The 15,612-nt window shown below is 68.6% G+C and carries 6 protein-coding genes; 5 read left to right on the top strand and 1 reads right to left on the bottom strand.

All coding sequences use genetic code 11. From position 1 onward, the window contains the following. Positions 1 to 12: 12 nt before the first annotated feature. The gene (locus ACQP0C_RS37420) at positions 13 to 675 is read right to left on the bottom strand and encodes a GNAT family N-acetyltransferase (protein WP_433727887.1); all 663 of its coding nucleotides are present in this window, start codon (positions 673 to 675) and stop codon (positions 13 to 15) included. 185 nt (positions 676 to 860) lie between these two features. On the opposite strand from ACQP0C_RS37420, the gene ACQP0C_RS37415 reads away from it, so the two are divergent. The 5 genes from ACQP0C_RS37415 to ACQP0C_RS37395 are packed head-to-tail and all read left to right on the top strand — an operon-like array spanning position 861 to position 15,590. Further along, positions 861 to 1,631, top strand: coding sequence for a thioesterase II family protein (locus ACQP0C_RS37415; protein WP_433727885.1), 771 nt, complete (start codon positions 861 to 863; stop codon positions 1,629 to 1,631). A 7-nt stretch (positions 1,632 to 1,638) separates the two neighbouring features. Continuing rightward, positions 1,639 to 2,967 (top strand): polyketide synthase, encoded by a 1,329-nt coding sequence (locus ACQP0C_RS37410; RefSeq protein WP_433727883.1) that lies wholly within the window; start codon positions 1,639 to 1,641, stop codon positions 2,965 to 2,967. After that, positions 2,960 to 5,974 (top strand): nocobactin polyketide synthase NbtC, encoded by a 3,015-nt coding sequence (gene nbtC / locus ACQP0C_RS37405; RefSeq protein ID WP_433727881.1) that lies wholly within the window; start codon positions 2,960 to 2,962, stop codon positions 5,972 to 5,974. The genes ACQP0C_RS37410 and nbtC overlap by 8 nt, the downstream gene beginning before the upstream one ends. 11 nt (positions 5,975 to 5,985) lie before the next feature. Next, the gene (locus tag ACQP0C_RS37400) at positions 5,986 to 10,506 is read left to right on the top strand and encodes an amino acid adenylation domain-containing protein (protein WP_433727879.1); all 4,521 of its coding nucleotides are present in this window, start codon (positions 5,986 to 5,988) and stop codon (positions 10,504 to 10,506) included. A gap of 44 nt (positions 10,507 to 10,550) precedes the next feature. Beyond that, on the top strand, positions 10,551 to 15,590 hold the full coding sequence (locus tag ACQP0C_RS37395; RefSeq protein ID WP_433727877.1) for an amino acid adenylation domain-containing protein: 5,040 nt from the start codon (positions 10,551 to 10,553) through the stop codon (positions 15,588 to 15,590). Positions 15,591 to 15,612 lie beyond the last annotated feature (22 nt).

Here is a 15,612-nt window from a genome sequence, read left to right as displayed (position 1 = left end):
CGCATGCGGTCCCTACCGCAGCGTTACTGCATCCGCAGGGGTGCGCGGCAGCGAATAGAGGGAGATACGGCGATCCGACCGGATGTCGAATTCACCCAGGCTGGGCCAGTCGTTTTTCTCGCACAGCCGACGCACCGCGACATTGCGGTGATCCGGATCGGCCATGATGCGACGGCATTTCGGCTCGGCCGCGAAGATTGCGGGCAGCAGCGCCCGAATGAACTCGGCCATGAATCCGCGCCCGACCAGTTCGATATCGGCGGTCGCGAGGTGCAGCGCCACGTCGTACGGGTCGGCGTGGTAGAGCCGGGCGATCTCGTCCTTGGCGGGACGGTACAGCTCGAGATAGGCCACCTCGCGGCGGCCGAGTTCGGGGCGGCCCGCGGCGGCGAAGTCGTAGCCGACCAAGATGGGCCGGGAATAGCTGCCTGCGAGCTGAGCCTGCCAGTCCTGCCTGCGCCGCTGCGCCGACCACGGCTGCTCCCAGGCCGCGAGCAGATGAGGGCGATTCATCCAGTCCGCCAGGGTTTTCGGGTCATCGCTGTCCGGGTCGGCGAGGCGCAGGTCGAAGGGCGCGGGCAGCGTCGGGAGCGGCGGTGCGGGCGCGGCGCGGACCTCGTCGGAGGTATCGGTCAACTCGCGGGCGAGGACATAGGGCGTCCCGGTCGGGTTCATCGGTGTCGAGCTCCGTTCGCTATCACCTAGGCGATATGGCAGTAAGGTTATCCTATGCTAACCTGCATCGGTCAGCGTGGCCCGGACCGTCCGAGGAGGTCGACAAGGGTCGGCGTCCGCTGTGGTCGAATTCTTCCGCCGCAGTGGCTGCTCGGCTGACACCGCGCGATGTAGGAGCCGTTGTGATGCCGAAAGCCCTTGGCTGGATTCGTCAATTCCACAAACCGACCTCGGAGGGTCGTCCGCTCCTGGTGGTATTTCCGCACGCGGGCAGCGGCGCCTCGACCTACCGCGGATTCTCCAAGCGATTCAGCGCGGATTTCGATGTCGCCGTCGTGCAGTATCCCGGCCGTCAGGACCGGGCCGCCGAGCCGATTCCGGCCACCATTGCCGAGCTGGCCGCAGGTGCACTCGCGGAATTCCTGAAATCGCCCTATCGACGCGATGTTCCGGTGACCGCTTTCGGACACAGCATGGGTGCGATGGTGGCCTTCGAATTCGTGCGTCAGGCAGAAGCCGCCGGTGTCGAGGTCGCATTGCTCGGCGTTTCCAGTGCGGTCGCACCGCCGCTGGTGGTCGACCAACCACCGCATCCCGACGAGGACGAGGCTCTGCTGGACCGGCTTGCCGCACTCGACGGCACCGGCGCCGACCTGCTGGCCAACCGGGAGATCATGCGAATGGCGCTGCCGGTGCTCGAGGCCGACTACCGCGCGTTCGACAGCTATGTCTGCGATCCGGACGTCCAGGTGCACGCCCCGATCCAGGCCCTCGGCGGCGCCGCCGACGAGTTCGTCACCGTCGCGCATTTGCGCGCCTGGGCCGCGCACAGCCGAAGCGGATACGCGGTAACCCTTTTCGACGGCGGACATTTCTATCTGCACGACCACGTCGACGGCATCGCCGAAATGCTGGCTGCGGCCGTTCGCGAAAGACAGTCCGTTTCTCCACGTTAGGTTCACCATGGCAGGATCTGTTACCGGGGGCGAAGACCACATCGTCGTTGTCGGAATGGCGGTGGAGGCGCCGGGGGGAATCGATAGTCCACAAACATTCTGGTCGGCACTGGCCGAATCGCGGGAACTCATCGGTCCATTTCCCCGGGACCGGGAATGGCCGCTCGCGCAATTGCTTTCGCTCGGTCGTAAGGAGGGTTGGTCCGATGTTCGCGATGCGGGCGGATTCCTCACCGGAGCCGCGGAATTCGATCCGGCCTTCTTCGGCATCACCCCGCGCGAGGCGGCGGCCATGGACCCACAGCAGCGCGTGGCGATGCGCGTCGCCTGGCGTGCGGTGGAGGCCGCAGGTCTGAACCCGGTCGCGCTCGACGGTGACGGGGCCGGTTGCTGGATGGGTGTTTCGGCGTTGGAGTACGGGCCGCGGATGGCCGAGGTCAGTGCGCTCAGCGGATTTCGGGTGACCGGAACGGCGCTCGGCGCGGTGGCCGGGCGGATCTCGCACAGCCTCGGACTGGTCGGGCCGTCGATCAGCGTCGACACCTCCTGCGCGTCGTCGTTGACTGCAGTGCACCAGGCCGCGGCCGCGATCCGCGCGGGTGAATGTGAGTGGGCACTGGCCGGTGGGGTGTGTGTCATGGGTTCGCCGGGCATGTTCGTCGAGTTCTCCAAGGCCAATGCCCTGGCTCGGGACGGTCACTGCCGCCCCTACTCCGCCGACAGCACCGGAACGCTGTGGGGCGAGGGCGCGGGAGTCATTGTGCTGGAGCGGGAATCGCGGGCACGGCGGCTCGGTCATCGGATCCACGGTCGGCTGCTCGGATCCCGCGTCAACCACAATGGCAAGGGCGCGGCGTTGGCCGTGCCGAGCGCGGCCGCCCAGGAACGGTTGATCCGGGACGCGCTCGCCGCCGCCGAGCTTCCCGCGGAACTGATCGGACTGGTCGAGGGCCACGGTACCGGCACCCCGGTCGGCGACCCGCTGGAATTGACCGCACTTACCAAGATCTACGGTGCGCCGGACCGTGCCGGCGGCGGCGCGAAGCTAGGGTCGGTGAAGTCGAATATCGGTCACGCGCAGGCGGCTTCGGGGATTCTCGGCTTGATCAAGATGCTGCTGTGCGGCGCGCACGGCCACATCGCACCGAGCCTGTGGTCGGACAATCCGACCAGCGCCATCGACTGGGAGTCCACGAGTTTGCGCTTGGCCGCGAAATTCGAGCCATGGGAACCGGTGGACGGCCTTCGCTACGGGGCTGTGTCCTCGTTCGGTGTGGCGGGCACCAATGCACACGCCATCGTCGCCATGCCGGAGTGGGAGGACACCGATGTCTAGCCATCGTCTGCCGGACGGCACGGTCCCGGTACTGCTGTCCTCCGATACCGCTGCTGGTGTACGCGCCGAGGCCGCCGCGATCCGCACCTACCTGGTCGAGCATCCGCGCGTTACCCCGGATCGACTGGCGGACATGCTATTTCGGACGCGGCCCGCGCGTCGGTACCGCGCACTTGTGATGGCGACTGAACGCACGCAGTTGCTGGACGCGCTGCACGCCGTGATGGATGACGTGCCGCATGACGCGGTGGTGCGCTCGGACGGTCCGGCCAGCGTGCGTCGCGTCGGATTCGTCTTCCCCGGCCAGGGCAGCCAGCATCCCGGCATGGGGCGGCTGTACTACGACCTCTCGCCCGACTACCGCAGTGTCGTGGACGAGTACGCGGCGCTGCACGAGGACCGCTTCGGGCACGACCGGCCGCTGCGCTATCTGCTCGGCGCGCCGGACAGCGCGGCCGAGACGCTGGCGGATGTGCAGCCCGCCAGAATGTTTCACATGCTCGGCCTCGCCGCCATGTGGCGGGCGGCCGGTGTTTCCCCGGCCGCGACGATCGGGCACAGCCAGGGGGAACTGGCGGCCTGTGCCGTCGCGGGAACCGTGACACCGCGCCAGGCCGTACTGGTGGTCACGCATCGCGCGGTGCTCGCCGAGCGGGTCGCGTCCGGTGATTACGCGATGGCGGTGATCGGCACCGATCGCGAGAGCTGTGAGGCAATGCTGGCCCGGCATTCGGGCTGGGCCGAGATCGCCGTGGTCAATTCACCGCAACTGGTCGCGGTGGCCGGTGAGCGCGCCACGATCGCAGACCTGATCGCGGTCGCGACCGAGCAGGACCGCTTCGCCAAGGAGATTCAGGTCGCCTATCCGGCGCACACCTCGGTGATGACCGAACTGCGGACGGATTTCGAACGGGTGCTGACCGACGAGCTCGCCGACGCGACCTTCGCGCCGAGCGAAATAGGTTGCTATGGAGCCACTCTCGGTGCCGCAGTGACACCCGAACTGAGCCAGCGCGAGTACTGGTATCGGAATCTGCGCAACCGCGTCCGTTTCGACCGGGCGATCGCGGCCGCGGCGGATGCGGTGGACACGTTTATCGAGATCGCCGAGCATCCGACATTGCAGGTGGTGTTGCAGGAAAATCTGGCATCGAGTGCGCACGCATTCCGGGTGGTCGGCACGTCGCTGCGCACCGCGACCGGACTGGGCGAATTCACCCGCAATCTCGCCGAAGTGGCGGTGCACGATCTGCACTATCCCTGGGCGGCGCTGCGCACCGGTGCGCCGACTGACACCCCGGCACTGCCGCTGTGCGATTTCCCGCCGACTGTGCTGAACCCGAAAAAGCTCTGGGCGTCCTACCGTTCGATGCAGGACGATATTGCCGAGGTAGAAGCGTCACCAGTGCGGCTGGTCGAGGAGTGGACCGCGCTGTCGCGGCGCTCGCCCGCCGAACCGCGTCGACTGTTACTTACCGGTTCCGCCGACGAACTCGCCATTGCCCTGGCGGAGCGGGCACCCCGATATGGCGCCGAAGTACTCGATGGGAATTCGGACCCCGACACGGTGGCGCTGTTGCTGCCGACGACCCCTGCCGCCGACATGGCGGGAGCGGTGGCCGAGTTGGCCGATTTCGCGGCCACGATGGACCGACGGCCCGCCTTCGCATCCGGTGTCACCGAGTGCTGGCTGGTGACAACGGGTGCCGAGACGGTCGCTCCGACAGAGGTCGCCGCATCGGGGCACAGCGCGGCGGCGGCCGCGTTCCGGTCCCTCGCTCTCGACCATCTCGGCATCGCGTTCCGGCACCTGGATCTGCCGCCGGACGCGGCTGCGCTCGACCCGAAGTCGTTGGCGGATCGCGTCATCGATGCGCTGCATGTGGTGGACGAGCCGGAACTTGCACTGCGCGGGGGCAAGCCGTACGCCAAGCGCCTACGCGTCGTCGAATCCGATAGCGCCGCACCGGCTCCGAACCTGGACGAGATACTGATCGTCGGTGGCACCGGGCACGTCGGCCTACGGTTCTGTGAGCAGTTCTGCCGCGACGGCGCGCAGCGCATCACACTGGTGGGCCGACGCGGGGAAAGCCCGGAGTTCACCGAGCGACTACGGACCTTGCGCGCGCTCGGCTCGACCGAGATCGAGGTGGTGGCCTGCGATATCACCGACGCCGCGGCGGTGGCGGAGCTGGCTGAGCGCTACTGCGCACATCCGGTCGACCTCGTGGTGCATGCCGCGGTCAGCTACGTGTGGTCCGAACTCGACGCGGCGGCGGTAGCGGCGAGCACGGGCGCGAAGGTACTCGGCCTCGACACGGTATTGCGCACAGTGCCATTGGCCGAGCACGCCACAGTGCTGCTGTGTTCCTCGTTCGTGGCCACGCTCGGCGGTCGCGACCAGGCGCTCTATGCGGGCGCCAATCGTATCCTGGACGCGCTCGCGACGCGGCTGCGGGCCGAGGGGCGAGACTGCGTCGCGGTGCAGTGGGGACTGTGGGAACTGCCGCACCACGCCGAGATGGAATCCCGGATCACGGGTGCGGGACTGTTGCCGATGCCGCCAGCCCAGGCGATCGCGGCGGGTCTGGCCGATCGCTCCCGCAACAGCGTGGTGCTGGCCGCGGACTGGCGGCGGCTGCGTGAGGTCTGCGAAACCATCGGCTTGGCACCGGTTTTCGCGCCGGCGTGGGATCAGCTGACGCGTCCAGCATCCGAGTCGGAAGTACCGCAGGCACCGGCACCTGCCACGATCGCCGCACCGCAGCTCCCCGCGAGTATCGCGGAAGTCGTTCGCCGCGAACTCGATCGGGTGATGCTCGGCGACGGCGTCGAGGCCATCGACGGCTCGATTCCATTGGTCGCCTTGGGCATCGACTCGCTACAGGCGCTCGATCTGCGCACTCGGATCAAGGCGACGCTCAACCGCGAGGTGCCGGTGACGACGATCCTGCGGGGTGCGTCCCTCGATGAGGTCGTGCAGCTCGTATCCGAGAACCAAGGCTGAGGAGGCCCGTCATGGCGGAAAACACGCCCGCGCCCGAAATCGAGGACGTGCTCGCGCTGAGCCCGCTGCAGGAGGGTCTGTTCTCACTGGCCAGGCTGGCGGGGGAGGGCGACCTCTACACGGTGCAATTCGTGCTCGAGGTCGTCGGTCCGGTCGATATCGCCCTGCTGCGGCGTAGCGTCGAGGCGATCCTGCGGCGCCATGCCAACCTGCGGGCCGCGTTCTGGGACCGCGATCTGCCGCGGCCGGTACAGATCGTGCCCGTCGCCGTGGACCTGCCGTGGACCGAATGCGACTGCACTGCGGGCGAACTCGACGATATCGTCGCCGTGCAGGCGCGCCGCCCGTTCGACCTGGCGCGCGGCCCGATGCTGCGGGTGCTGCTGGCCACGTTGCCGGACGAGCAGCGGCGGCTGGTCATCACCGCGCACCACATCCTGCTCGACGGCTGGTCGCTCGGCGTCTTCTTCCGCGAGCTGTTCGCGTTGTACCAGGCGCGCGCCGCGCCGGACGCGCTGCCCGCGCCCCGGCCGTACCGGGATTACATCGGCTGGCTCGCCGCCCGCGACACTGACGCGGCCGTCGACGGCTGGCGCGAATATCTGGACGGACTCGACCCGCTCATCATCGCTGATCGCCGCGATGGCGCAGTGAACACCACCGTCCCGGCGATCCACACACTGACGCTGGGCGCCGCCGACACCGAGCGGCTGACCGGATGGGCGCGCGCCAACGGGCTCACGATGAATACCGTCGTGCAATACGCCTGGGCGATTCTGCTCGGCAGGCTCACCGACCGCCAGGACGTCGTCTTCGGCACCACCGTCTCCGGCCGCCCGGACGAACTGAGCGGCGTGGAGACCATGATCGGTCTATTCATCAACACGATTCCCACCCGAATCCACTTGGACGACAAACGATCCGGTGTCGATGCCATGCGGCTGCTGCAGCGCGAGTCTGCTGTCATGCGTGATCTGGCGTATGTGAGCCTGTCCTCGATCCAGCGCGCGGTGGGTGTCGGCACCCTGTTCGACACGCTGTTCGTCTTCGAGAACGCTCCGATCGGCGATGTCCTGAAACCCACCGTCACCGCCGACGGCACCCGGTTCCGGCCGATCGCCTCCGAAAGCCTCACGCATTACCCGCTCGCGGTCACCTCGTTCCTGCTGGAAGGGCAGCTGGTGGTGGTGATCGAGGTTGTCGACGCGGCCCTGGGCGCGTTGTCGGGCAAGGACATCGGCGCACGGTTGATCTCGGTGCTGCGCGGTCTGCCAGACCTCGGCGAGCGGGGGCCGGATGCCTGCGACATCCTGCTGCCAGGGGAGGCCCCGCTGCCGCCCGCGGCCACCGTCGCGGAGGTGGTCGGGCACAGCGTGCCGGAGCTGTTCGCACGCCAGGTCGCCGCGACGCCGGACGCGCTCGCGCTGAGCACCACGCACGAGCGCTACACCTATCGTGAACTATCGGACGCCGCCGGTCGAATGGCGGCTGCCCTGAGCGCGCGGGGTGTCGGCCCGGAAGATGTTGTCGCACTGGCGATGCCGAGGTCGGCCCGCTCGATCGTCGCGATTCTCGCCGTGCTGTCCGCGGGTGCCGCGTACGTGCCGGTGGATCTCACCCTGCCCGCTACGCGGATCGAATCCATAGTGCGCCGAGCGCGCCCGCGACTGGTCTTGGGTGACAGCGCGGACGTGCTCGCCGAAATCGCCGACCTGCCGCCGACGCTGTCGCTGGACGCGCTTGCCGATGACCTGCCGATCGCCGCACCGGTCGCGGGCCGACCGGATCGGTGCGCCTATCTGATCTTCACCTCCGGCTCCACCGGAGAACCGAAGGGCGTCATGGGTACGCATGCCGCACTGGCCAGTTATTTCGCCGACCACCGCGACCGGGTGTACCGCCCCGCGGTGGCGCGGCTCGGACGGCCGCTGCGCATCGCCCATGCCTGGTCGCTGAGTTTCGATGCGTCCTGGCAGCCGCTGATCGGACTGCTCGACGGCCACGCGATCCACCTGTTCGAGGCCGAGGAGATGCGCGATGCACGCGGGCTGGTCGAGGGCATCGTGCGCCATGAGCTGGACATGATCGACACAACGCCATCGATGTTCACCCAGTTGGCGGGCGCCGGTCTGGTCGAATCGGGCCGGATCCGGCTGTCGGTGCTCGCGCTCGGCGGCGAGGCGATCGGGGCGTCGCTGTGGCAGCAGCTGTGTGCCCTTCCCGATACCGCCGTGCACAACTGCTACGGACCGACCGAAACCACGGTCGAGGCGGTGGTGGCCGCGGTGACCGATGCCGATGCCGAGCCGACCATCGGCGCGCCGGTGACCGGCATGACCGGCTACGTCTTCGACTCTGGTATGCGCTCGGTCCCGGTCGGCGTGGCGGGTGAGCTGTACCTGTCCGGCGCGCAGCTGGCGCGCGGCTACGCGGGCCAGCCGGGGATCACGGCCGAGCGGTTCGTCGCCGACCCCTACCGCGCGGGTGAGCGGATGTACCGCACCGGAGATCTGGTGCGGCGCTTGCCTTCCGGCGATTTCGCCTATCTGGGGCGGGCCGACGACCAGGTGAAGATCCGCGGCTACCGGATCGAGCTCGGCGATATCGAAACGGCGCTGCTCGCGCTGCCCGGGGTGCGTGCGGGAGCGGTCATCGTGGTGCGCCGAGCCAGCGGGCCGAGCCTGGTCGGCTTCGCGGTCGGCGGCGGCCTCGACGCCGCAGCGCTGCGTGCCGCGCTCGCCGAGCAATTGCCCGGATATATGGTCCCGCAACGCGTTCTGGTCGTCGGCCAGCTACCGGTGACCAGCAACGGCAAACTCGACACCAAGCGGCTCGCCACACAGGCGCTGACCGAACTGAGCGTCGCCGGGGCGGTGCCCGCGCGCACCGAAACCGAACGTCGACTGTGCGCGGTGCTCACCGATCTGTCCGGCGGCCCGACGCCCGGCATCGATGACGACCTGGTCGGCCTCGGGTTGGACAGCATCGTGGCCATTTCGCTGGTGAATTCGCTACGCCGCGAGGGTATTTCGGTCACTCCACGGATGGTGCTCAGCTCGGCGACGATTCGGGAGCTGGCTGCTCGCATCGATGCGGGCGCCGAGACAGCCCCCGCGGCCCGCGTGGCGGACTATGGCCCGGTGGGCCCGGTGCCGATCGTGTCGTGGATGCACGAGTACGGCGGCTACCGCAGATTGGCCCTCAGCAATCTGCTCGAGCTGCCAACGGATATCGACGCCGCGAGTCTGACCATTGTGCTGCAGTCGCTGCTGGACGGGCACGATCTGCTGCGGTCGGTGTTCACCGCGTCGGCAACCGACTACGGGCTGAGCACCCGCGCTCCCGGCGCGGTGCGGGCCGAGGACATCCTGTCCCAGGCGCGAGTCACCGGCGATCTGGAGCCTTTGCTGAGCGAGCGGGCGCGAGCGGTGGCCGAGCAGATCGATCCGTTCGCCGGTGCGATGATTCGCGCGGTGTGGTTCGTCCGTGCCGACGCACCCGATGTGCTGCTGCTGACCATCCACCACCTAGCGGTCGACCCGGTGTCCTGGCACGTCATCAGCGCCGATCTCGCTGCGGGCTGGGCGCGGCTGCGCGCCGGACAGACACCGCACCCGCCGCGGGAACACACCGGCTATCGGGAGTGGTCACGTCTGCTCGCGACCCGCGCGGGCACGGAAGCGGTTGCGGCCCAGCGTGACTACTGGGTGCGTCAGGTCACGGGCCCGGACCCGGTGCTCGGTAGTCGGCGGCCCGACCCGCGCACCGACACGTGGGGCTCCTACCGGGTGAGCCCGGTGCCCGCCTCGGCGGAGGCGACCGCGGCGATCCTGCATGGTCTCGGCGGCCGATCGGCCGGGGTACGCGAATTCCTGCTCACCGCACTGACCATCACCCTGGCGAGTTGGCGCATCGAACGCGGTCAGGATGCCACGGCCGGTGCCTACCTGGCGCTGGAGGGGCACGGCCGCCAGGATGCGGTGTTCGGTCCCGAGGTCGACACCGCGCACACGGTGGGCTGGTTCACCAGCATCGTGCCGGTCCGGCTCGGCCTCGGCGCGGATTGTGTGGATATCGCAGTGGCACAGCGGGATCCGGCGCGAGCGGCGGCGCTGCTCGATGCGGTTGCCGCGCACCTGTCGGATATGCCGAACGAGGGTGCGGATTACGGCGTGCTGCGCTACCTCGACCGGCAGGCCGAACTGGTGCGTGCCGACGGACCGCAGGTGCTGTTCGACTACCTCGGCCGATTCGACCTGGCAGGTGCGGGTCAGCCGTGGACCCCGATCCCGGACCTGGCGCTGCACGAATGTCTGCCGCGCATACCGGAACCGGATTTTCCGCTGCGGTACGCGCTCGACGTGATCGCCGGGGTGCGCACCACCGCGGCCGGTCCGCAGCTGGTCACCATGTTGCGCTGGAGCGAGGCGCTGTTCGAGGCGGCAGAGGTGGACCGGCTCACCCGGCTCTGGCACGACGCCGTCGCCGCGCTGGAGCGTGCCGTTTCCGCGGTCGCCGTCGGCGCCAACTGATCGATCGAAACCCCAGAAACCACAGCTCATTCAAAGGATTTGCGATGTCGGACGATATTCTCGAGCGGCGCAAGCGGCTACTGCGGCAGCGTCTGCAGGAACGTCAGTTGACCGCGACGAGCCTCGCGCAGGCGCCGACCAGGGCGGCGGGTGCACCCGCACCGTTATCCTCGGCGCAGCAGCGAATGTGGTTTCTGCAGACGGTCGATCCCGAGGACACCACGTTGAATGTGTGCGTCGGTTATCGGCTGGTCGGCCCGCTCGACGCGGCGCGATTGCGGGCCGCGTTCGATACCGTACTGGCCCGGCACGAAATCCTGCGCACCACCTACCATGTCGACGCCAACGGACAGCCGTATCAGCTCTCCCGTGCGGACGCCGAAATCGCCTGGCAGCAGCATGATCTCACCGACTTGCCGACAGGCGGGCGGACCAGGCGGGTGGAGGTGCTGGCCCGGCGAGAGTTCGGTCGGCCCTTCGACCTGACCGCCGAGACACCGCTGCGGGTGCTGCTGATCCGCACCGGCGCCGCCGAGCATGCGCTGATCCTGGTGATTCATCACATCGGCTGGGATGACGATTCCTGGCCGGTCTTCTTCAGCGAGCTCAACGCGGCCTACCGCGGCACGCCGGGCGAGCTGCCCGAAATCCGCAGGCAGTACGCCGATGTCGCGTTCACCGAGCGGCCCGCCGAGGACGCGGCCGACCTGGCGTACTGGCGCGCCACGCTGACCCCGCTGCCCGAGCGGTTGGAGCTGCCCGGTCGGGCCGGTGGCCCGGTGACCCGGGCCGCGGACACATGCGTGGCGACATTGCCGCGGGACCTGCTCGATCGGGTCGCCACGGCGGCCCGCGATCATGCCGCTACCCCGTACATGGTCTTGCTCGCGGCGTTCCAGGCGCTGATCCAGCGCTACACCGCGGCAACGGATTTCCTCGTAGCGATGCCGGTGACCGATCGCCGCGGCCCCGCGGCGGAAGCGCTCATCGGCTACTTCGGAAACACGCTGCTGCTACGTGCCCGCCCGGCGGGCGCGCAGACCTTCGCCGAGCTCGTGGACGCGACCAGGGATGGCTGCGCGGGCGCCTTCGGCCACCAGGGCATCGGTGTCGAGCAGGTGGTCCGCGCGGTGCGCCCGGATCGGGTGGCCGGCCGCGACGGCCTCGAACAGTTGGTCCAACTCAGTTTCAGTGTGCGCGGCAGCGCGAACGGCTTCGACCTGCCCGATATCGCCGCCACCGAGCTGGAATTGGCCGCTTCGGTCGCGCAGGAGGCCCTCGGTTTCATGGTTGTGCTCGACGAGGCGGGTGCACGGATCGAGGCCACCTACCTGGTGAGCCAGTTCGACCGACCGCTGGTGTCCCGGTTGCTCGACCACTATCTGCGGCTGCTCGACAGCGCGGTGGCCGATCCGCGCAACCTGGTACGCGATCTCGACATGTTCGGCGCCGCGGGCCGCGACGAGATCCTCGCGGTGTCGCGCGGACCGCTGGTCGAGCTGCCCGCCACCACCCTTGTCGATCTGGTGCAGCGTCAGGTCGTCGCCACACCGGACCGAGTCGCCGTCGTCTCCGATACCGTCGAGCTCAGCTACCGCGCCCTCAATGAGCGCGCGAACAGGCTGGCGCACTGGCTGATTCGTCAGGGCACGCGGGTCGAGGACCTCATCGCGCTGCGGCTCAACACCTCGGTCGAATTCATTGTCGCCAGCCTGGCGGTCATGAAGTCCGGTGCGGCCTACTTGCCGATCGATCCCGGCTACCCGGCCGACCGCATCGATTATCTGCTCGCCGATGCCCGGCCGGTGCGCTCATTGGCCGTGGCCGAACTTGCCGCCGCGGAAGCCGCGGCTGCCGAGCTGCCGGTCACCGATCCGGCCGACGTGCACCGGCTTTCGCCGCTGCGGCCCTCGAATACCGCCTACGTCATCTACACCTCGGGTTCCACCGGCAAGCCGAAGGGCGTGCCCGTTCCACACGACGCCATCGCCGATCATCTGGTGAACTTCGCCGCGGATTGGGACACCGGCATCCCGGAGCGGGTACTGCAGGCGACCTCGGTCAGCTTCGACGCGTCGCTGGCCGATATCTACCTGCCGCTTATCGCCGGTGCCTGCATCGTGGTCCCGAAACCCAATGCCTACCGCGATATTCCGTATATCACCGAACTGATCGCCCGGCACGGGATCACCGTGCTGCCCATGGTTCCGTCCATGCTGGCCGCCTTCCTGCTGCTCCCGGAATCCAACGACTGGCGGGCGCTGCGGCATGTCCCGGTCGGCGGTGAGGCACTGCCCGGCGAGATCGCCGATAGGTTCGCCGCGCAGTTCGACGCCGAACTGCGCAACCACTACGGGCCGACCGAAGCGGTCGTGTGCTCGACCTCGATGCCGGTGCACGGTCCGCAGGGCGCCAGGATCGTGCCGATCGGGTTTCCCAACCGCAACGTCTACGTCTACCTGCTCGACGAGTCGCTACGCCTGGTGCCCCCAGGGGTGGTCGGCGAGATCTACCTCGGCGGCCCGCAGTTGGCGCGGGGCTATCTGCACCGGCCGGCACAGAGCGCGCAGCGTTTCGTCGCCGACCCCTTCCTGCCCGGCGGACGGCTCTACCGCACCGGCGATATCGCGCGCCGCACCGTCGACGGGGAGATCGAATTCATCGGGCGCGCCGACGAACAGGTGAAGGTGCGTGGCTTCCGCATCGAACTCGGGGAGGTGGAGGCGGCCGCGGCCGACCACCCCGACGTCGCGCAGTGTGTCGCGCTCGTCACCGAGCATGAATCTCTCGGGGCGATCCTCACCGCCTACCTGGTACCGGTGCCCGGTGCCCAGATCGACCCGGTCCAGGTGCGCGCGGTCGTCGCGGCCGCGCTGCCCGAACATATGGTGCCCGCGGCCTTCGCGGTGATCGATGCCGTGCCGCTGACCACGCACGGCAAACTCGACCGGCGTGCGCTCCCGGAGCCGGTGCTGACCGTATCGCGCAGCTATCGAGAACCGCAGTCGCCGACCGAGATCCGGGTCGCCGCGCTGTTCGGCGAACTGTTCGACACCGACCGAATCGGCGTGGACGATTCCTTCTTCGAACTCGGCGGGCACTCGCTACTCGCGGCCCGGCTGGTCACCATGATCCGCGCGCACTTCGGGCTGGACATCGATGTACGCGCGCCATTCGATACCCCGACCGTCGCCGGGCTGGCGGCCCACTTGGTTGCCAGCTATCGGGATCGGTTCGGCGCCGACCTCGACGACGCGGCGCCGTTCGATCCGTCCACTGCGGACACGGCGGGCATCGCGTCGAAGCAGCAACGGCCGGAACGTATTCCGCTGTCCTACTCGCAGCGCGCACTCTGGCTGCGGCGGCGGCTGGAGGGCCCCTTCGAATGGGAGAACTTCCGGTTCGCGGTCCGACTGGACGGACCAGTGGACGCCGATGTGCTGGCCGCGGCGGTCGCCGACGTGCTGGCACGGCACGAGGTGCTGCGCACCACGTTCCCCGAGTACGAGGGCACACCGCATCAGCTGGTGCGTCCAGCTGGACCGGTCGAGCTGCCGCGTACCGTGCTCGGCGGTACGTCGGCCGAGGCGCAGGCTCGGCTGGAACGCGAGTTGGCCACGGCGGCGGAGTATGTGTTCGACCTGGCCGACGAACTGCTGGTCCGCCCGCACCTCTATCACCTGGACGAACAGACCCACGTGCTGTCGGTGCTGATGCACCACATGGTGACCGATGTGGAGTCGTGCCGGATCTTCATCGATGATCTGACGACGGCCTACTGCGCGCGGCTGGCCGGCGCGGCGCCGTCGTTCCCCGAACTGCCCCTGCAGTTCGCCGATTTCGCGCTCTGGCAACAGCACCATTTCGACCACGCGCCAGGCACTGCCGAGCTCAGCGAATACGGCGCCGCGCGGCTCGAGCACTGGCGCCGCACCCTGGCCGATCTGCCGGTGGAGATCGCGGTTGGGCACGATCGGCCCCGCCCGTCCCGATTGGGTTGCGCGGGCGTCAGCACCACGCGGACCGTGCCGGGCGGAACTTGGCACGCGGTGCGGACGCTGGTCGAGGAGTCCGGCACGACCGAATTCATGGTCTGTCAGGCCGCCGCGGCGGTGCTGCTGCACGCCCTTGGAGCCGGTGATGATCTGCCGATCGGTGCGACCGTCGCCAATCGAATCGGTCCCGCCGTTGATCGGAATATGGGCCTGTTCGCCGATATGGTCGTGCTGCGCAACGACTTGTCCGGCGACCCGACTCCGCGCATCGTGCTCGATCGGGTGCGTGAATCCGCGCTCGGCACGCTCGGCCACCAGGATGTGCCGTTCGAGCGTATTGTCGAAACCCTCAATCCACCACGGATGCTGGCCCGCAATCCGCTATTCCAGGTGATGATGCACTTCGGGCAGCGGCCGCGGCCGGTTCCGTTCAGTGCGGACGGCGCAACCACCGTCACCGCGTTGACAACCCAGTACGACGTCGCGTTCATGGACCTGCACCTGGATTTTCTGGTCGAAGCCGACGGTGAGTTGACCGTACGCGTGGTGGTCAACTCCGATCTCTACGAGCCCGCGACCGGCGCGGTGTTCGCCGACGCGCTGGTGACGACCATCACCGCGTTCGCCGCGAAACCCGATGTCGCGGTGTCGGATCTGAGGGTGACCCCGGACGGCTGGGACGCCACACGCACGGTTGTGCACCGCGCAGGTGCGGCGGTGGTGCCGGTCGAGATCGAGGACGGTCCGCCGCGGACCGACACCGAGCGGACACTGGCCGCATTGCTGGAGGAGTTGCTGGAGACCACCGACATCGGCCGCGCTGACAGCTTCTTCGCCCTCGGCGGTGACAGCATCATCGCCATCCAGTGGGCGACCAGGGCGGGTGCGGCCGGGCTGGCACTGACCCCGCAGTTGGTGTTCGAGCATTTCACGATCGGCGCATTGGCTGCGGCGATCGATGCGGGGGGCCCGGTGGTGGTCGAGCCCGCCACAGCCGCCGATGATCATCGGCACGCGCCGATGACGACGTCGGGGCTGTCGCAGGACGCCCTTGCCATGCTGCGGGACTCCTGGGCCGCGCAGGGCTGAGCATGCGACCGGTGCCGTGCTG

This window comes from Nocardia sp. CA-129566 (genome assembly GCF_050956075.1).
In the GTDB taxonomy this organism is placed as follows: Bacteria; Actinomycetota; Actinomycetes; order Mycobacteriales; family Mycobacteriaceae; genus Nocardia.
This window is presented reverse-complemented; position numbering and strand designations above follow the sequence as displayed.